This window comes from Sphingomonas degradans, assembly GCF_053502645.1.
This window is the reverse complement of the sequence record NZ_CP177172.1, coordinates 4,488,477-4,507,230: the sequence shown is the minus strand read 5'-3', so window position 1 is coordinate 4,507,230 and position 18,754 is coordinate 4,488,477. Positions and strand designations below refer to the sequence as shown.

General features: G+C 68.0%; 16 protein-coding genes and 1 tRNA gene. 12 read left to right on the top strand and 5 right to left on the bottom strand.

The window, feature by feature from the left end; all coding sequences use genetic code 11:
* Positions 1–210: 210 nt before the first annotated feature.
* Together gorA and pgi are read right to left on the bottom strand one after the other, a co-directional pair.
* Positions 211–1,557 carry a glutathione-disulfide reductase gene (gorA, locus tag ACG3SL_RS20675; protein WP_448663024.1) on the bottom strand — a complete coding sequence of 449 codons (1,347 nt, stop codon included), beginning with the start codon at positions 1,555–1,557 and terminating at the stop codon, positions 211–213.
* Positions 1,558–1,610: 53 nt separating this feature from the next.
* Positions 1,611–3,104 carry a glucose-6-phosphate isomerase gene (pgi, locus tag ACG3SL_RS20670; protein WP_448663023.1) on the bottom strand — a complete coding sequence of 498 codons (1,494 nt, stop codon included), beginning with the start codon at positions 3,102–3,104 and terminating at the stop codon, positions 1,611–1,613.
* A 104-nt stretch (positions 3,105–3,208) separates the two neighbouring features.
* On the opposite strand from pgi, the gene lepB reads away from it, so the two are divergent.
* From lepB to era, 3 genes are all read left to right on the top strand, one after another.
* Complete coding sequence (lepB, locus tag ACG3SL_RS20665) at positions 3,209–4,063, top strand: signal peptidase I (RefSeq protein WP_448663022.1); 855 nt, start codon at positions 3,209–3,211, stop codon at positions 4,061–4,063.
* Positions 4,060–4,728 carry a ribonuclease III gene (rnc, locus tag ACG3SL_RS20660; RefSeq protein ID WP_448663021.1) on the top strand — a complete coding sequence of 223 codons (669 nt, stop codon included), beginning with the start codon at positions 4,060–4,062 and terminating at the stop codon, positions 4,726–4,728. Before lepB ends, rnc begins: the two co-directional genes overlap by 4 nt.
* A gap of 190 nt (positions 4,729–4,918) precedes the next feature.
* Positions 4,919–5,827 (top strand): GTPase Era, encoded by a 909-nt coding sequence (era, locus tag ACG3SL_RS20655; protein ID WP_448663020.1) that lies wholly within the window; start codon positions 4,919–4,921, stop codon positions 5,825–5,827.
* Between the two features lie 21 nt (positions 5,828–5,848).
* On the opposite strand, the gene ACG3SL_RS20650 is transcribed toward era, so the two are convergent.
* Positions 5,849–6,547 (bottom strand): NAD-dependent deacylase, encoded by a 699-nt coding sequence (locus ACG3SL_RS20650; protein WP_448663019.1) that lies wholly within the window; start codon positions 6,545–6,547, stop codon positions 5,849–5,851.
* 940 nt (positions 6,548–7,487) lie between these two features.
* On the opposite strand from ACG3SL_RS20650, the gene ACG3SL_RS20645 reads away from it, so the two are divergent.
* The 5 genes from ACG3SL_RS20645 to ACG3SL_RS20625 all read left to right on the top strand — a co-directional run bounded on the left by ACG3SL_RS20645 (position 7,488) and on the right by ACG3SL_RS20625 (position 9,782).
* Positions 7,488–7,817 carry a hypothetical protein gene (locus tag ACG3SL_RS20645; RefSeq protein ID WP_448663018.1) on the top strand — a complete coding sequence of 110 codons (330 nt, stop codon included), beginning with the start codon at positions 7,488–7,490 and terminating at the stop codon, positions 7,815–7,817.
* 41 nt (positions 7,818–7,858) lie between these two features.
* The gene (dapB, locus tag ACG3SL_RS20640) at positions 7,859–8,587 is read left to right on the top strand and encodes a 4-hydroxy-tetrahydrodipicolinate reductase (protein ID WP_448663017.1); all 729 of its coding nucleotides are present in this window, start codon (positions 7,859–7,861) and stop codon (positions 8,585–8,587) included.
* Positions 8,584–9,252: an endonuclease III gene (gene nth / locus ACG3SL_RS20635; RefSeq protein WP_448663016.1), complete on the top strand. Its 669-nt coding sequence runs from the start codon at positions 8,584–8,586 to the stop codon at positions 9,250–9,252. The genes dapB and nth overlap by 4 nt, the downstream gene beginning before the upstream one ends.
* Before the next feature lie 14 nt (positions 9,253–9,266).
* Complete coding sequence (locus ACG3SL_RS20630; protein ID WP_448663015.1) at positions 9,267–9,653, top strand: hypothetical protein; 387 nt, start codon at positions 9,267–9,269, stop codon at positions 9,651–9,653.
* Between the two features lie 52 nt (positions 9,654–9,705).
* Positions 9,706–9,782: transfer RNA gene (locus ACG3SL_RS20625), tRNA-Arg, on the top strand.
* Between the two features lie 69 nt (positions 9,783–9,851).
* Here the strand turns inward: ACG3SL_RS20625 and ACG3SL_RS20620 are convergent.
* Positions 9,852–11,222 carry a 50S ribosomal protein L11 methyltransferase gene (locus ACG3SL_RS20620; protein WP_448663014.1) on the bottom strand — a complete coding sequence of 457 codons (1,371 nt, stop codon included), beginning with the start codon at positions 11,220–11,222 and terminating at the stop codon, positions 9,852–9,854.
* Between the two features lie 209 nt (positions 11,223–11,431).
* Between ACG3SL_RS20620 and ACG3SL_RS20615 the strand changes: the two genes are divergently transcribed.
* From ACG3SL_RS20615 to ACG3SL_RS20605, 3 genes are all read left to right on the top strand, one after another.
* On the top strand, positions 11,432–11,779 hold the full coding sequence (locus ACG3SL_RS20615; RefSeq protein WP_448663013.1) for a DCC1-like thiol-disulfide oxidoreductase family protein: 348 nt from the start codon (positions 11,432–11,434) through the stop codon (positions 11,777–11,779).
* A 33-nt stretch (positions 11,780–11,812) separates the two neighbouring features.
* The gene (locus tag ACG3SL_RS20610; protein WP_448663012.1) at positions 11,813–13,483 is read left to right on the top strand and encodes an MFS transporter; all 1,671 of its coding nucleotides are present in this window, start codon (positions 11,813–11,815) and stop codon (positions 13,481–13,483) included.
* Positions 13,484–13,627: 144 nt separating this feature from the next.
* Entirely contained in the window at positions 13,628–14,170 is a 543-nt protein-coding gene (locus tag ACG3SL_RS20605; protein WP_448663011.1) for an N-acetyltransferase family protein, read from the top strand.
* A 42-nt stretch (positions 14,171–14,212) separates the two neighbouring features.
* Here ACG3SL_RS20605 and ACG3SL_RS20600 read toward each other — a convergent pair whose 3' ends face one another.
* Positions 14,213–15,220 carry a fumarylacetoacetate hydrolase family protein gene (locus ACG3SL_RS20600; protein WP_448663010.1) on the bottom strand — a complete coding sequence of 336 codons (1,008 nt, stop codon included), beginning with the start codon at positions 15,218–15,220 and terminating at the stop codon, positions 14,213–14,215.
* A 114-nt stretch (positions 15,221–15,334) separates the two neighbouring features.
* Here ACG3SL_RS20600 and ACG3SL_RS20595 point away from each other — a divergent pair, with 114 nt between their 5' ends.
* On the top strand, positions 15,335–18,703 hold the full coding sequence (locus ACG3SL_RS20595; RefSeq protein ID WP_448663009.1) for a PAS domain-containing protein: 3,369 nt from the start codon (positions 15,335–15,337) through the stop codon (positions 18,701–18,703).
* Positions 18,704–18,754: the final 51 nt, after the last annotated feature.

Here is an 18,754-nt window from a genome sequence, read left to right as displayed (position 1 = left end):
GGGCGGGCGCCTCCGCCTTGATCGCAGGGAAGGCGCGTAGGAAAAATACGCCGTCATCCTGACGAAAGTCAGGATCCATTCGGTGCTCCGCCTGCGTTTTTTGACCTGACGGAGCGAAAAATGGATCCCAGCTTTCGCTGGGATGACGGAATATAGGCTTGCCCAAATGCATAGGCGATAGCCCCCCGATAGCGGGAGAAGCGCCGCGCCTTATTTGAACAGCACCAGTTCCTCGGCCATGCTCGGGTGGAGCGCGACGGTGTCGTCGAATGCCTGCTTGGTCAGCCCGGCCTTCACCGCGACCGCCGCCGCCTGAAGGATTTCCGGCGCGTCGGGGCCGATCATGTGCAGGCCCACGACCTTCCCGGTCACGCCGTCGCACACCATCTTGTACAGCGCGCGCTCCTGGCGGCCCGCCAGCACGTTCTTCATCGCGCGGAAGTCCGAGGTGTAGACCTTGACCGAGCCGAGCTTGTTGCGCGCCTCGCTTTCGGTCATGCCGACTGCACCGATCGGCGGATGGCTGAACACCGCGCTGGGGACGTTGGTGTAATCGACCTGGTGCGGCTTGCCGCCGAACATCGTGTCGGCGAACGCCTGGCCTTCGCGAATCGCGATGGGGGTCAGCTGGATGCGGTTGGTCACGTCGCCCACCGCGAAGATGCTATCGACCGAGCTGCGATTGTCGGCATCGACCGCGACGGCGCCCTTGGCGTCGAGTTCGACCCCGACGTCCTCGAGCCCCAGCCCGCGCGTATTGGGCACGCGCCCGGTGGCGAACAGCACGCAATCGACTTCCATCGGCTCATGCGTGGTCAGCTCGACGCGGAAGGCGCCGCTTTCCAGCTTCTCGATCCGGCGGAATTCGGAATGGAAGCGGAAGTCGATCCCCTTGGTGACCGAAATCTGGAGCAGCCGGTCGCGCACCGAATGGTCATAGCCGCGCAGCAGCACGTCGGTGCGGTTGACCAGCGTGACGTGGCTGCCGAATTCGTTGAAGATGCCCGCGAACTCGGTGGCGATATAGCCGCCGCCGGCGATCAGGATGCGCTCCGGCAGCTTTGGCAGGTGGAACACGTCGTTCGACGTGATGCCATGCTCGCTGCCCGGGAATTCGGGCACATGCGGGTGTGCGCCGGTGGCGATCAGGATATATTTGGCCGAGACCTTGCGCCCGCTGGCCAGCGTCACTTCGTGCGGGCCGGTGACCGTCGCACGCTCCAGGAGGATGTCGACGCCGTTGTTTTCCAGCCCGTGGGTGTAGAGCCCGTTGAGCCGATCGACATCGGCGAGCACATTGTCGCGCAGCACCGTCCAGTCGAAGCGGCAATCGGGCACGTCCCAGCCGAAGCGGCGGGCGTCCTTCAGGTCCTCGGCGAAATGCGCGCCATAGACGAGCAGCTTCTTGGGCACGCAGCCGCGAATGACGCAGGTGCCGCCGACGCGATATTCCTCGGCCACCGCCACCCGCGCGCCATATGCAGCGGACACGCGCGATGCGCGCGTGCCCCCCGATCCGGCGCCGATCACGAACAGGTCATAGTCGTACTCGGCCATTTCACGTCCTTCGCTGCGGCGCCCTTACCGAACCGGAAGGGCGCCGGCTTGCCTCATCCAAATGCGCGCTGGATCAGATCGGTGGTCGAGGGATCGAAATCCAGCCCCCCCTTGTCCGCCGCCTTCGCCATTTCCTTGCCCAGCTCGACGCCGAACTGGTCGAACGGGTTGATCCCCAGCAGCACCGCGTTGACGAAGGTGCGCTGTTCGTAGAACGCGATCAGCGCGCCCAGCGTGCGCGGGTCGAGCCGGTCGAGCAGCAGCGTGGACGACGGGCGATCGCCGGCATAGGCGCGCGCCTTGTCCGCCGCATCACGCCCGGCCATCAGCGCCGCCCCTTGGGCAAACATGTTGAGCAGCAGCTGGCGGTGATGATCCTCGGCCAGCGCGTCGCCCGCCTCGATCACGCCGACGAACTCGAGCGGGACCAGCCGGGTGCCCTGGTGGAGCAGCTGGAACACCGCGTGCTGCGCGTCGGTGCCGACGCCGCCCCAGGTGATTGCCGCGGTCGGCCAGGATACCGGCTGTCCCTCGGCAGTGACGCTCTTGCCGTTGGACTCCATTTCCAGCTGCTGGAGATAGCTGGGGAGCAGCCGCAGCCGCTCGTCATAGGCGAAGGTCGCGCGAGTCTCGCAGCCGCGAACCTGGGTGTAGTACAGGTCGGCAAAGGCGGCGAGGACGGGGGCGTTCTGCGCCAGCGGAGTCAGGCGGAAATGGCGGTCCATTTCGGCCGCGCCCTCCAGCAGTTCCTCGAATGCGTCCCAGCCGAGCGCGAGCGCGGCGGGGAAGCCGATCGACGACCACAGCGAATAGCGCCCGCCGACCGATTCGGCGAAGGGCAGCACGCGGGTTTCGTCCACGCCCCATTCGACGGCCTTTTCGGGCGCGGCGGTGAGCGCGACGACGCGGCCATAAGGGTCCTCGACGCCGCCCTCGGCCATCCATGCCAGCGCGCTTTCGGCGTTGAGCATCGTCTCGGTCGTGGTGAAGGTCTTGGACGCGATCGCCAGCAGCGTCGCCTGCGGATCGAAACGGTCCATCGCCTCTTCGAGCGCGACGCCATCGACGTTCGACACGATCGCCACGTCATAGCGATCCATGTCTCGGCCCAGCGCGTCGACCAGCAGGTCGGGGCCGAGCGCGGAGCCGCCGATGCCGATGTGCAGGATGTGGCGAATGGGGCCGAACGCCTCCGCCTCGATCGCGTCGATCAGCGCGCGCATCCGGGCGTGGAAGCCGCGCGCGCGCGCCACGCTCTCGGGCGAACCCTCGCCGCGTTCGGCGGTGTGTTCGGCGGCGCGGCCTTCGGTGACGTTGATCGCCTCGCCCGCGAACAGCGCGTCGCGCTTGGCCTTGAGGTCCATCGAGTCGGCCAGCGTCGCGAACGCCGCCACGGTTTCGGGAGTCAGATGCGTCTTGGACCAGTCGAAATGGATGCCCGACACATCGGCCGACAGCGCGGCGACGCGCCCCGGTTCGGCCTGGAAGAGCTGGGTCAGCGGTGCGCGGTCGAGCGCTTGGAGCGGGGTCCAGTCGGGCAATGCCATGATAATCTCCTTGGTGGCGCGCCTCCCCTATCGCCCCGTCCGATCCGGGGCCACCCGGATTCATCGACTTGACGCCACCGCGCGGCGCACGCAGAGCAGGCGCCATGGAAAATGCGCCCCCCGCACAGCCGAATCCAGACGCGCCCAAGCCCTATTCGGTCGGCACCGCACCCGAAAAGCCCAAGTCCGAATGGCGCGACCTCGCGTCGTTCCTGGTCAAGCTGGCGCTGATCGTGTTCGTCGTGCGCAGCTTCATCTTCTCGCCGTTCAGCATCCCGAGCGAATCGATGATGCCCCGGCTGCTGATCGGCGACTATCTGTTCATCACCAAATGGAATTACGGCTATTCGCGGCATTCGCTGCCGTGGAGCCTGCCGCTGATTCCGGGCCGGATCTTCGGCAGCCTGCCCGATCGCGGCGACGTGGTGGTGTTCAAGGCGCCGCCGGGCAACAACCAGGACTGGATCAAGCGCGTCATCGGCCTGCCCGGCGACACCGTGCAGATGGTCAACGGCCAGCTGATCCTGAACGGCAAGGCCGTGCCGAAACAGCGGATCGCGCAGTTCACGCTGCCGCTCAGCCCCAATTTCACCCGCTGCCCCACCGCCGGCGAGTCGGCGGATGCGCAGGGCAATGTGGTGTGTTCGATCCCGCGCTTCCGCGAGACGCTGCCCAACGGCAAGGCGTATAACGTGCTCGACCTGGGCATGATGCCGCAGGACAATACCGGCGTGTACAATGTCCCCGCGGGCCATGTCTTCCTGATGGGCGACAATCGCGACAATTCCACCGACAGCCGGTTCAGCCATGAGCGCGGCGGCATCGAATTCGTGCCGCTGGAGAATCTGGAGGGCAAGGCCGTGGTCAGCTTCTGGTCGACCGACGGCAGCGCCAACTGGTTCCTGCCCTGGACCTGGTTCAGCGCGGCCCGCTGGAGCCGCATCGGGGAGGGCTTTTGAGCCCCGACCTGGGGGGGTGGATCGAAGCGACCTTCGGTCAGCGCCCCCGCGACCTGACCGCCTATGAGCGCGCGCTGACGCATGGCAGCCAGGCCGCGGCCAATTACGAGCGGCTGGAGTTTCTGGGCGATCGCGTGCTGGGCCTCGCCGTCGCCGAATGGCTGTTCGCGCGATTCCCGCACGAACCCGAAGGCGCATTGTCGCGCCGGCTGAACGCGCTGGTCACCGGGCCGGTGTGCGCCGATGTCGGCCGCGCGCTGGGCGTGGTGCCGCACCTGCGGCTGGGCAAGCAGGCGCGTGACGATGGCGCGGCGAACAGCGACAATGTGCTGGGCGACGTGGTGGAGGCGCTGATCGGTGCCTATTACCTCGAATTCGGGCTCGACGCAGTGCGCGGCTTCATCCGCCGCGCCTGGGGCCCGCGCATCGACGAGCACAGCCAGGCGCCCAAGCACCCCAAGTCCGCGCTCCAGGAATGGGCCGCCGCGCACAACCGGCGCCCGCCCGAATATGAAATCACCGACCGCTCCGGCCCCAACCACGCGCCCCGCTTCACGGTGAAGGTGACGATCGGCAAGCTGGCCGAGGCGAGCGCCGAGGGCACGAGCAAGCAGGAAGCCGAAACCGCCGCCGCCGCCGCGCTGCTGGAAAAGCTGAGGAAATGAGCGTCACGCGCCCGTTCGCCTGATTCCAGTCGTCACCCTGAGCTTGTTTCAGGGTCCACCCCTCCACGAACGATGCCTTGGCCTGCGGCGTCGTGGATGGTGAAACAAGTTCAGCATGACGGCGTGTTTTAGGGGAGCGACTTCCCCCCCCCCTCGCCCGCACCTTCGTAACCCAGTACAACCGGAACCCATGACCGAACCCCAATCCCCCCAATCCTGCGGCCTGATCGCCGTTCTCGGCGCCCCCAATGCGGGCAAGTCCACGCTGGTCAACGCGCTGGTCGGCCAGAAGGTCGCGATCGTCAGCCCCAAGGCGCAGACCACGCGCGCGCGGCTGATGGGCATCGCGATCGAAGGCGACGCGCAACTGCTGCTGATCGACACGCCGGGCATCTTCACGCCCGAACGCCGGCTGGACCGCGCGATGGTCGCCGCCGCATGGGAAGGCACCGACGGCGCCGACGCGATTGCGCTGGTGGTCGATGGCAAGGCGGGGATCGGGAGCAAGGTCACTACGATCCTGGAGTCGCTCGCCGGGCGGCCCGAGCCCAAGATCCTGATCCTCAACAAGGTCGACATCGCCGACAAGCCGCGCCTGCTGGGCCATGCCGCCAAGCTGAACGCGCTGATGCCGTTCGACGAGACCTTCTTCGTCTCGGCCAGCACCGGCGACGGCGTGGCGGAGCTCAAGGCCGCGCTGGCGAAGCGCGTGCCGCAGGGCCCGTGGCACTTCCCCGAGGACCAGGTGTCCGACGCGACCGAGCGAATGATCGCCGCCGAAGTGACGCGCGAGCAGCTGTACCTCCAGCTCCACGCCGAACTCCCCTATGCCAGCGCCGTCGAGACCGAGAAATATACCGAGCGGCAGGACGGATCGGTCGAGATCCACCAGCAGATCCTGGTCGCGCGCGAAACCCAGCGCGCAATCGTGCTGGGCAAGGGCGGCGCCCGCATCAAGGAAATCGGCGCCCGCGCCCGCGCCGAACTGAGCCGGATCACCGGGGTGCCGGTGCACCTGTACCTGCACGTCAAGGTCAACCCGAAATGGGAAGAGGACCGGGGCCTGTACCGCGACATCGGGCTCGACTGGGTGGAGTGAGGGGGCGCGCGGCCTGACGGGTCAGCCCAGCAGCGCGGCCACCCATTCGGGCACCAGCACCCCCGCCTTGCCCATCCGGCTTTCGTCGAACCAGTGGCTGCCGCCCGAGGGATCGAGGTTGATCTCCAGCGTCTGCGCGCCGTGGTGCCGCGCAGTCTGGACGAACCCGGCGGCGGGATAGACCGCGCCCGACGTGCCGATCGACACGAACAGGTCCGCCTGCGCCAGCGCCGCCTCGATCCGCTCCATCTGGTACGGCATTTCGCCGAAGAACACGATGTCGGGGCGCAGCGCGAGCATCCCGCAATTCGGGCATTCGCTTTCGGGCGGCAGGTCACCGCTCCACGCCTCGCGCACCCCACACGCCGCGCACAGGGCGGAGTTCAACTCGCCATGCATGTGCAGCAGCCGAGTCGATCCGGCGCGCTCGTGCAGGTCGTCGACATTCTGGGTGACGAGCAGCAGGTCGCCCGGCCATGCCGCATCGAGCCGCGCGAGCGCTGCGTGCGCCGCATTGGGCTCCACCTCGGAAAGCTTCGCCCGCCGCGCGTCGTAGAAGCGATGCACCAGCACCGGATCCGCCGCCAGCGCCTCGGGCGTGCATACGTCCTCCACCCGATGCCCCTCCCACAGCCCGCCGGGCCCGCGAAACGTGGCGACGCCCGATTCGGCGGAAATACCCGCACCGGTGAGAATGACGATGTTGGGGGTGTCGATCATGGTCCATGGGATACCCCAAACCGCCAGCGGCCGCCATTCTCTGGCGCGCCCTCTCCCGTCCACGGCGGCGATCCCTTAAGGGCAAGCCGGTCGGCTCGACGCAGTGATTTCACGCGAAGGCGCGAAGGCGCGAAGAAGAAAGAGGTTCGCGCAGAGGCGCGGAGGCGCAGAGGTGTTAATAGAGATCCGGGCTATCGCCGCGCCAGCATATTCGGTCAGCCTGCCCCGCAAGCTGCTACTCCTTCTCTCTCTCTGCGTTCTCTGCGCCTCTGCGCGAACAAATCTTCGCGCCTTCGCGCCTTCGCGTGAAATCGAACAGAGACGACTCCCCCCGCGCCACCCCGGGCTCCAGCTTCAGGCGCCTCCCGCGTCTGAAGCCCGAAGCGCCTCGGTCTCCGCGATCAGCGCCTCGAGAGCGGCCACCTCCGTGCCAGAGAACGGCAGGTCCAACCCAGATGCCCGCTTGCGGACACTCTCAAGGCGTGGATCGGCGATCCGAATCGACGTGAAGTCATCCCAGTCCCAGTCTTGGCCGGTTCCTCCAAGGAAATCGCGAAGATACTGCAACACCTCGTCGGGCGAACGCGCGAGCGGTCGTCCGAATGGCCGAAGAAGGAGGGCGCCAACCACGGCCAACGGCAGAAGCGGCAAGAGCGCTTTACCCCATAATCGGCTTGCGGCGACGGTCCATGGGCGGCGCATCGCACGGGTATCGCCGAGGAATGCCCGCGCGCCAAGCGATTCACGATGGAGAGGGCCGTCCCCAACCTCCCGTCACCCCGGGCTCGACCCGGGGCCCAGCTTTTTCCTGTCCATTGCAGGCCCGAAGAGTGCGAGGCCCCGGGTCAAGCAGGTGACGCGGAATTTGGACTCGGCCCACCCCGCCACACCCCCGCCGCAAAGCCGCGCCAGCATCGCCGCTCCATCGGGGGACCGCCACATGCTCGCGCTGCTCATGCTCGCCCTGCTTGCCCAGAACCGCGCGATCGTCCCCGATGGCGAAGATACGACCCGGATCACGCTTTCGCCCAAGTGCGAGACCTCCGCCGACGAGATCACCGTGTGCGGCACTGCGGACCGCGACGCCTTTCGCCTGCGCTCCGTCGCGCCGCGGTATACCGAGCAGCCGCTGCGCCCGCGCCTGACGCTGCCCGGCGGCGCCGAGGTCGAGGCCTATGCCGAGCAGCGCGGCGTCGGCGGGGTCAGCGTGCCCAGCGCCATGGTCCGGCTGAAGATTCCCTTGGGGAAACGGACGCCCGAGGCCAAATAGCCCCTGTTCCTCGCCCCCGCGCCCGTGCAAGAGACGCGGCCATGACGAGCATCGGCATCTACGGCAGCATGGGCCGCATGGGACAGGCAATCGCAGCGCTGGCCCCCGGCATGGGCGCACAGGTCGCGGGCGGCGCGGACATGGGCGATGATCCGGCGGATCTGGCGCGCAAGGCCGATGTGCTGGTCGATTTCTCTGCCCCCGGCGCGCTCGAATCGCACCTGAACGCCGCGCGGGCGGCCAAGACGCCGATCATGATCGGCACCACCGGACTCGCGGCGCGCCACCACGCGCTGATCGACGCGGCGGCGAGCGAGATCGCAGTGCTCCAGACGGGCAATACTTCGGTCGGAATCGGCCTGCTCGCGCGGCTGGTGCGCGAGGCGGCGGCACGGCTGGGCCCCGACTGGGACATCGAGATCGTCGAGACGCACCATCGGAACAAGGTCGACGCCCCCTCCGGCACCGCGCAGATGCTGGGCGAAGCGGCGGCGAACGGGATCGGCACCACGCTGGCCGAGGCAGGCGTTTCCGATCGCGCGGGGCTGACCGGCGCGCGCGCATCGGGCACGATCGGGCTGGCGTCGCTGCGCGGCGGATCGGTGGTGGGCGACCATACCGTGCTGTTCGCGACGCCGGGCGAGCGCATCGAACTGACGCACCGCGCCGACGACCGCGCGATCTTCGCGCGCGGCGCGGTACAGGCCGCGCTGTGGCTCGCGGGACAACAGCCGGGCCGCTACACGATGGACCAGGTGCTCGGCATTTGAAGAAGGCCGACATCGTCGAATTCTTCGCGCGGCTGGCGGCGGAAAACCCGCACCCGGAGACCGAACTCGAATCGGTCAACGACTATACGCTGCTCGTCGCGGTGGTGCTGTCCGCCCAGGCGACCGACGCGGGCGTGAACAAGGCGACGCGGCGCCTGTTCGCCGAAGTCGACACGCCTGAAAAGATGGTCGCGCTGGGCGAAGCGGGGCTCAAGGAGCACATCAAGACGATCGGCCTGTTCAATACCAAGGCCAAGAACGTTATCGCCCTGTCGCAAGCGCTGATCCGCGACCATGGCGGCCAGGTGCCGGCGGACCGCGACGCGCTCGAGGCGCTGCCCGGCGTCGGGCGCAAGACGGCGAACGTCGTGATGAACGTCGCGTTCGGGGCGGAGACCTTCGCCGTCGACACGCACCTGTTCCGGCTGGGCAACCGCACCGGCCTTGCGCGCGGCAAGACGCCGCTGGCGGTGGAACTGAAGCTGGAAAAAGTGGTGCCCCAGCCGTTTCGGCTGCACGCTCATCACTGGTTAATCCTCCATGGGCGCTATATCTGCAAGGCGCGGACGCCCGAGTGCTGGCGATGCATCGTCGCCGATCTCTGCGCGTTCAAGCCAAAGACCCCCGCGCCGCGCGCCCGCAAGGGCGATCCCGGCGCAGCATGAGGAAGGACCCGTCCATGCGCCCGTTGATCGCCGTCGCCGCCCTCGCCCCCGCCGCCCTGCTCCTCGCCGCCCCCGGCATCGCCGGCCAGCGCGCGGACAAGGTGCCCGCCGCCACCCCCGCCGGCAAGGCCGTCAGCTGCCTGCGCCTGACGAACATCCGCCAGTCGATCGTGCGCGACGACAAGACAATCGATTTCATCACCCGCGACGGCAAGGTCTATCGCAACACGCTCAACGGCTCGTGCCCCAGCCTGGGGTTCGAAAAACGCTTCCTGCACAAGACCTCGTCGTCGGACCTGTGCTCGATCGACACGATCACCGTGCTGCAGGATCCCGGCCTCAGCCAGGGCGCGACATGCGGCCTGGGCGAATTCCAGCCGGTGACCCTCGCGAAGAAGTGATGCGCAAAGAGGCTGGCGCACCGCGCAATGCTTTGCTAGGCGCGCTCTTCAGGCACCCGTAGCTCAGCTGGATAGAGCGCTGCCCTCCGAAGGCAGAGGCCACAGGTTCGAATCCTGTCGGGTGCGCCATGTTTTCAATACGCGGTGGACAATTACGGGCATCGACCAGCCCCGCTCCCGCCGGCTGGCGGCGGGGCGCTATGCGCGCCCATCGGCGAGCGGCCATAGGATCAGCGTGATCCGATCGTGTCCGGCGGCGATATCGAGGGTCTGGCCCGCCACCACGTCGATCGGTTCGGCAAAGCTGTGCAGCACCTGAAGCCAGCCGCCGTCGTGATAGCGATTCGGGTGATTGTCGAACGACACGCCTTCCCACAAATCGATATGCATCCACTGGACGATGCCGATCGCGCGCCCGCTGGTGGTTACCGGGATGCGCAGCCGGGCGAGCGTGGCGTCGTGCTTCTTGTGGGTCAGGTCCAGGCGGACCAGCGCCACATCGTCCGACAGGCGCTCCCACGCCGTCATCGTCCCGTGGATCGGCAGGCGTTGCGGCGCAAAGGCGGCGAAGGCGGAAAGATCGAACCCCGAGACCGCGCCGACAAAGGCATAGTCGGCCAGCGTGTCGCTCGCGACAAGGCACCCCATCGCGGTGGCGGCGCGCGGTATCACGATGGCGTCGGGCGCGAGCAGGCGGCGATGCGCGTCCTCGAACGTGTCGAGCACCTTCTCGGTCAGCAAGTCGCTGGAGAGGATTTCCGAAACCAGTATGTCCGCCGGCGCGTCCAGATCGGTGCCGACCGCCAGTTCGGTCGAGGGTTTGGCGTGGACGGTGATGCGATCCGCATAGCCGTTCTGCGCGACGATCTGCTGCGCCATTTCGGCGATCATCGGTTCCATTTCGCAGGCCACTACTGCCGAGGCCCCGGCACGCGCCGCCATCAGCGACAACAGGCCGCTGCCCGCACCGATGTCGAGCACGCGTGCCGAGGGGCCGGCGGCCGTGATCGCCGCCTTTATCGCGGCCTCGAACGCATCGTTGCGGGCAACGTCGTTCATCATCGGGATGTGCCAGAAGGGCACCGCCCCCGACCCCAGCCGTCGCGCCTGGTGCCGCAGGTGCAGGTTGTCGGGTTGCAGCGCGAGCGCGCGGCGGAAATGCTGCAGCGCCTCGAGATTGCGCCCGGCATCCGCAAGCACCACCGCCAGATTGCCGATCGCGGTGGGATTGCCGGCGTCGAGCGCACAGGCACGCTCCAGCGTGGCGATGGCGTCGGCAGTGCGGCCGAGCCAGTGCAGCGTCAGCCCCTTTTCGTGCAGCGCCACGGCGTGATCGGGCTCGATCGCCAGAAGCTGGTCCCAGGTGGCAAGCGCCTCTTCGGCGCGCGACAGGCGCCCGAGCAGGCCGGCCAGCAAGGGCAGGACATCGGTGACGCGATACCCCTGCGCCAGCACGGTGCGATAGCCCGCCTCTGCCGCTTCGAACCGCTCCGCGTCGTGCAGCGCCATCGCTTCGTTGAGCGCGGCGCGCGCTTCGATCAGGCGGTCGGGAGGAAGCAGGTCGGCCACAGGGTTGTCCTTAACGTATCGCTGTCGAGGCGTATCCTGCTCGATACGCCAGTCGCTGCCGCCAGTGATAGCCCCGGAACGCGGCACGCTCCGGCTTTTCCCGGAGCGGCACTGCCCCACCTCGCATTGCGGCGCCGGGCGTGGCACTATGCGGCGTGCAGGACGCGAAGCCCCCTTTGCCGCGGTCCGCAGGCGCCCAGCGACCGGCGGTGACCGTGTGGTTCGACGGCGGCTGCCCCCTGTGCGTGCGCGAGATCGCGTGGATCCGGCGGCTGGATCGGCGGCGGGCGATCCGGTTCGTCGATCTGGAGAGCGACGCGCCCGACTGCCCGATCGATCGCGGTGCCCTGCTCGCGCGATTCCATGCCCAAGAAGGGGGCGTATTGCTCTCGGGCGCCGCCGCCTTTGCGGCGATGTGGCGTGCGGTGCCGCTGCTGCGCCCGCTCGGGCTGATCGCGCGCAATCGTCACATGCTGGGCTTGCTAGAGGCCGCCTATGTGCGCTTTCTACGCGTGCGCCCGATCCTGCAACGATGGGCACGGCGCGCGGGACGCTGATACACGAACAAAAAAACCGGAGAGGATTACACTATGGCGACGACGGCGGGGGGCGATCTTCCCAAGCATCACAGGGCGACACAGGGCGAGAAGCTCGTCATCGCAGCCTCTTCGCTGGGCACCGTGTTCGAATGGTATGATTTCTACCTCTACGGGCTGCTCGCCACGTACATCTCGGCGCAGTTCTTCTCGGGCGTGAACGAGACGACCGGGTTCATCTTTGCCCTCGCGGCGTTCGCGGCGGGCTTTGCCGTCCGCCCGTTCGGCGCGCTGGTGTTCGGGCGGATCGGCGACCTGGTTGGGCGCAAGAACACGTTCCTGGTGACGATGGGGATCATGGGCCTGTCGACCTTCGCGGTCGGGCTGTTGCCGTCCTATGCCAGCGTCGGCGTTGCCGCGCCGATCATCCTCGTCGCGCTGCGGCTGGCACAGGGCCTTGCACTGGGCGGCGAATATGGCGGCGCCGCCACGTACGTCGCCGAACACGCGCCGGAGGGGAAGCGCGGCCTCTATACCAGCTGGATCCAGACCACGGCGACGCTGGGGCTGTTCGCCGCGCTGCTCGTCGTCATCGGCACGCGGCTGGTGATCGGCGAAGCGGCGTTCGCGTCATGGGGCTGGCGTCTGCCGTTCCTGATCTCGATCGTGCTGCTGGGCGTGTCGATGTGGATCCGGCTCCAGCTGTCCGAAAGCCCGGTGTTCCAGAAGATGAAGGACGAAGGCACCACGTCAAAGGCACCGCTGACGGAAGCCTTTGCGAAATGGGGCAACCTGCGCTGGGTGATCATCGCGCTGCTGGGCGCCGTCGCGGGGCAGGCGGTGGTGTGGTATACGGGCCAGTTCTATGCGCTGTTCTTCCTTGAAAAGACGATGAAGGTCGATGGCGCGACCGCCAATATCCTGATCGCGATCGCGCTGGCGCTGGGCACGCCGTTCTTCGTGTTCTTTGGCTGGCTGTCGGACAAGATCGGGCGCAAGCCGATCATCCTCACCGGCTGCGCGATCGCGGCGCTGACCTATTTCCCGCTCTTCGCGCTGCTCACCACGGCGGCGAACCCCGATCTTGCCAAGGCGCAGGCATCGGCGCCGGTCACGATCATCGCGCACCAGGACGAATGCTCGTTCCAGTTCGATCCCGTCGGCCGGAATAAGTTCGACACCAAGAGCTGCGACATCGCCAAGGCCTATATGGCCAAGACCGGCATCAGCTACGCCAATGTCGATGCGGCCCCCGGCACGGTGGCGGCGGTCCAGGTGGGCGAGCGCCGCTTCGTCGCGCCCGATCCGGGGAGCGTGCCGGTTGCCGGACGCGCGGCGGCGATCAAGGCGTATCAGGACGAGCTGAAGGCCGGGCTGACCGCTGCCGGCTATCCGGCCAAGGCCGATCCGGCAAAGATCGACAAGCCGCTGGTGGTCGCGATCCTGTTCGCGCTCGTCCTGCTGGTCACCATGGTCTATGGCCCGATCGCCGCGCTGCTGGTCGAACTCTTCCCCAGCCGCATCCGCTACACGTCGATGTCGCTGCCCTATCATATCGGCAATGGCTGGTTCGGCGGATTCCTGCCGACCACGGCGTTCGCGATGGTCGCGGCGACGGGCAACATCTATTACGGGCTGTGGTATCCGGTCGTGGTCGCGGCGGGCACGGTCGTCATCGGGCTGCTGTTCCTGCCCGAGACGTTCCGCCGCAGCATCGACGATTGAGAGATGGGAAGGGGCAGCGACCACCTGGCCCCTTCCCCCCTCCTTGGGCCCGAAACGCTCCGCGTGAAGTTACGGATAGGCGCAGGCGCCGCCTTGGAGTGAACGGGGGCGGTCCCGTGCAGGACAACAGGAAAGGGCCACGCCATGACGACCGAGACCATCACTGCGCCGGAACATGCCGGCTGGGCCGATCTGGAGACGCGCAGCGGCTTTGCCTGCCGCGTCCGCCCGGTGACCCCCGCCGACCAGGCGGCGCTCGCCGAGTTCTTCACCCACGTCACGCCCGATGACCTGCGCTTCCGCTTCCTCACCGGCATCCGCGAAGTCGGCGCCGCGCGCATCGCCGAGATGACGCGCGCGGGCTCGCAGCAGAAGCAGGATTTCGTCGTGTCGGCGCCCGGTGACGACGCGATCATCGCCAACGCCGTGCTCGCCGCCGATGCGCAGAACGACACCGCCGAAGTCGCGATCTCGATCCGCCAGGACCTGAAAGGGCGCGGCATCGGCTGGGCATTGCTCGATCATGTCGCGCGCTATGCCAAGGCGCAGGGCATCCGCACGCTGCTGTCGATCGAAAGCCGCGACAACCATGCCGCGATCGAGCTGGAGCGCGAAATGGGCTTCACCGCCCGCGCGCTGGACGGCGACCCCACGCTGGTGGTGCTGGAAGTCGCGCTCCAGAAGTGAGGCTGGACAGGGCTGCGGGGGCACCGCAGCCCTGCCCGGCGTTCAGCGCGCCTCCACCGTCTGTTCGATCACGCCGAAGATCGGATGGTGGCGATCGTCCTCGGCCCAGATGCGCACGGTGTCGCCGGGCTTGAGGAACGGCGTCTGGGGCGCGCCGCCCCGGATCGTCTCGATCGTGCGGACTTCGGCGATGCAGCTATAGCCGACGCCGCCTTCTGCCACCGGCTTGCCGGGGCCGCCATCGGCGTCGCGGTTCGATACCGTGCCCGAACCGATGATCGTCCCCGCCCCCAGCGCACGCGTCCTGGCCGCATGGGCGATCAGCGTCCCGAAATCGAAGGTCATGTCGACCCCCGCCTCGGCCCGGCCAAAGGGCTGGCCGTTCAGGTCGACCATCAGCGTTCGGTGCAGCTTGCCCTCGTTCCACCATGCGCCCAGCGAATCGGGCGTGACGAACACGGGGGAAAAGGCGCTGGCCGGCTTGGACTGGAAAAAGCCGAAGCCCTTGGCCAGCTCGCCGGGGATCAGGTTGCGCAAGCTGACGTCGTTGGTGAGGCCGACCAGCCGCACCGCCGCCAGCGCTTCCTCGCGGCTCGCGCCCATCGGCACGTCGCCGGTGACCACTACCACTTCGGCCTCGAGGTCGCATCCCCAGCTTTCGTCGGCCAGCGGAATGGGATCGCGCGCGCCCAGGAACCCGTCCGATCCGCCCTGGTACATCAGCGGATCGTGCCAGAAGGTCTCGGGCATCTCGGCCCCGCGCGCCTGCCGGACCAGCGCGACATGGTTCACATAGGCCGATCCATCCGCCCATTGATAGGCGCGCGGCAGCGGTGCCGCCGCCTGGCGCTCGTGAAAGCGCATCATCGGGATCGCTTCATGGTCCAGGTCGGTCGCCAGATTGGCGAGATCGCCCGCCACCGCGTCCCAATTGTCCAGCGCGGCCTGTAGCGTCGGCGCGATCGCGCTGGCGTCCGCATACCATGCGAGATCGTTCGAGACGACGACAAGGGTGCCGTCGCGTCCGTGCCTGAGGCTTGCCAGTTTCATGCGCACTCTCCTTTGGCCGGCAGGCATAAAGCATGTTGCGCGCGGGCGAAACCGCCCGTCCGGCCCCGGTGTGCGAGTTGACTTCGCGATACTGCTTGCCCATCGCTTGCACCCATGCACTCGGCGCTTCGATTTCTGGATCATGGCGGCGAGATGGGCCGGCGCATCCGCGCGCAGGATTGGGCCGCGACGCCGATGGGCCCGCTGGACGGGTGGCCGCAACCGCTGCGGTTCGCGCTGGGCGTGGCGCTGGGCTCCAGCTTTCCGATGGCGATCTATTGGGGGCCGGAATTCCGGCTGCTCTACAACGATGCCTGGGCGCCGATCCCCGCCGAGCGGCACCCCTGGGCGCTGGGCCGCCCCGGCGCCGAAGTCTGGGCCGATATCTGGCACCTTGTCGGCCCCCAGATGGAACAGGTAATGGCGACCGGCCAGGGTATCGCCATCTTTGACCAGATGCTGCCGATGGTGCGCGACGGGCGCCCGCAGGAAAGCTGGTGGAACTACAGCTTCACGCCCATCCGCGACGAATATGGCGCAGTGGTCGGCGTGCTCAACCAGGGCAACGAGACGACGCGCGTGGTGCTGGCCGAGCGTGCGCGGATCGCCGAGGTCGAGCGGCTGCGCGACCTGTTCCAGCAGGCGCCGGGCGCGGTCGCGCTGCTCCACGGCCCCGACCATGTGTTCGAAATCGCCAATCCTGCCTATCTGGAGCTGGTCGGCCGTCGCGCGATCCTGGGCCTGACGGTGCGCACCGCGCTGCCCGAAGTGGCGGAGCAGGGCTTTGTCGAGCTGCTTGACCAGGTCTATCGCACGGGCGAGGCGTTCCGGGCCGCTGGCGCCCCGGTGCGGCTCGCGCGCACGGCCGGCGCCGAGCCCGAGGTCCGGCTGGTCGATTTCGTGTTCCAGCCGATCAAGACCCCCGACGGGGCCACCACCGATATCTTCGTCCAGGCCAGCGATGTCACCGAGCGGGTGCATGCCGAAAACGCCCTGCGGCGCAGCGAGGAACGGCTGCAACTCGCGCTGAGCGCGGGCGCGGGCATCGGCACCTGGGACTGGGATTCGGGGACCGGGCGGATCACCGGCGATACGCGTTTCGCCAAGCTGTTCGGGATCGACCATGCCCGCGTCGAGCGCGGCGGCACGTTCGACGCGGTGCTGCCCTTCGTCCACCCCGACGATCGCGTCCGCATCGCCGCTGCGGTCAGCTCAGCGCTGGTCACGCGCGCGCCATTGTCGGTCGAGATGCGGGTGACCCACGCCGACGGAACGGTGCGCTGGCTGTTGACGCAAGGGCAGGCGATCTTCGATGCGGCGGGCAATCCGGTGCGCTTCCCCGGTGTCAGCTTCGACATCACCGAACGCAAGCAATCCGAAGAGGCGGCCCGCGCCACGGCAGAGGAACTGCGCGAGGCGACTGAGTCCCAGAGCTTCATCTATGCCCTTGCCGAGCGCCAGCGCGCGCTGGAGACGCCCGAGGCGGTGATGGACTATACTGTCGCGGCGCTGGCGCGGCAGCTGGGCGCCGACCGGGTGGGGTTCTACCGCGTCGAGGGCGCCGTGATCCGGTTCGGCCCGTGCGCGGGCAATGGCGCGCTGCCGGTGCTGACCGGCACGGTCGACGTCGCCGGGATCGGTGCGCCGGCGCAGCAGACCTATCGCGCCGGCCGCACGCTGGTAGTGCCCGACGCCGCAGCGGACCCCGATTTCGCGCAAAGCTCGATCGCCACTCGCACCCGTGCCGCGATCGGCGTGCCGCTGCTGCGCGGCGGGCAATGGGTCGCGACGCTGTTCGTCAACGAAGCGGCCCCGCGCCGCTGGACCGCCGAGGAAGTCGCCTTCATCGAAGCGGTGGCGGAGATTTCCTGGGACGCCGTCGAACGCGCCGACGCGCTGGTCGCGCTGCGCGAAAGCGAAGAGAAATTCCGCGCGATCGCGAATTCGGTGGACCAGATGATCTGGTCGACGCGCGGCGACGGCTATCACGATTATTTCAACGATCGCTGGTACGAATATACCGGCGTTCCCTATGGCTCGACCGATGGCGACGCGTGGCGCGACCTGTTCCACCCGGACGATCGGGCGCGGGCAGAGGCGCTGTGGCAGCGCAGCCTGGAAACCGGCGAAACCTATCACATCGAATATCGCCTTCGGCACCATGCCGCCGGCTATCGCTGGGTGCTCGGCCGGGCTCTTCCGGTCCGCGACCCGGAAGGGCGCATCACCCGCTGGTTCGGCACCTGCACCGATATCCAGGACATCGTCGATGCCCGCGAAGTCCTTGCCCGCTCGCGCGAGGAGCTGGAGCGGCTGGTCCAGGAACGCACCGCCCGGCTGATGACCGCCGAGGAACAATTGCGCCAGGCGCAGAAGATGGAGGCGGTGGGCCAGCTGACCGGCGGCATCGCGCATGATTTCAACAATATGCTCGCGGTGGTCATCGGCGGGCTCGACCTGCTCGAACGCCGGCTCAAACAGGGCCGCACCGATGTCGACCGCTATGTCACCGCCGCGCGCGACGGCGCCACCCGCGCAGCGGCGCTGACCCAGCGATTGCTCGCCTTTTCGCGCCAGCAACCGCTGGCGGCGGAAAGCGTGTCGCTCAACGACATGATCGAGGGCATGGTCGAGCTGCTGGTGCGCACCATCGGCGAGGAAGTGACGATCGAGACGCGGCTGCCCGCCGGGCTGCCCGCCGCGCTGGCGGATCGCAACCAGCTTGAGAATGTCGTGCTCAACCTGTCGGTCAATGCGCGCGATGCGATGCCGGCGGGCGGGCGGCTGACGATCGGCACCGCGCTGGTCACGCTGGATGCCGACGCGGCGCTGCCGCTGGAACTAGCGCCCGGCGAGTATCTGGAGATCGCAGTCACCGATACCGGTACGGGCATGCCGCCGGCGGTCGCCGCACGCGCCTTTGATCCGTTCTTCACGACCAAGGGGGTGGGCAAGGGCACGGGGCTGGGGCTCAGCCAGGTGTTCGGCTTTGCCCGCCAGTCGAACGGCGCCGTGGCGATCGACACGCGCGAGGGGCGCGGCACCACGGTGCGGCTGTACCTGCCGCCGCATCACGGCGCGCCGCATCGCGCCTCTGGCAGCGCGGCCCGGCCCGAACTGCCCCGCGCCCGGCCCGGGGAAATGGTGATGGTGGTCGAGGATGAAGAGCGCGTCCGCGGCTATTCGGTCGAGGCGCTGCGCGAACTGGGCTATGCCGTCGTCGCCGCGCGCGACGGGCCGGAAGCGCTGCGCATGATCGAGCGCGGCCAGCGAGTATCACTGTTGTTCAGCGATGTGGTGATGCCGGAAATGACCGGCCGCGAACTGGCCGAGCGCGCCCGCGCGAAGCTCCCGGCGCTGAAAGTGCTGCTGACCAGCGGCTATGCGCCCGAGGCGGCGGGGGTTGCCGACGAATCGCTCCTGGCCAAGCCGTTTGCCATCGATGCGCTAGCCCTGCGGATTCGCGCGGCGCTGGACGGCTAGAAGGTGGACGTAGCCGCCAGAGGCGATTAGGGCCCGCGCGAAAGGAACTTC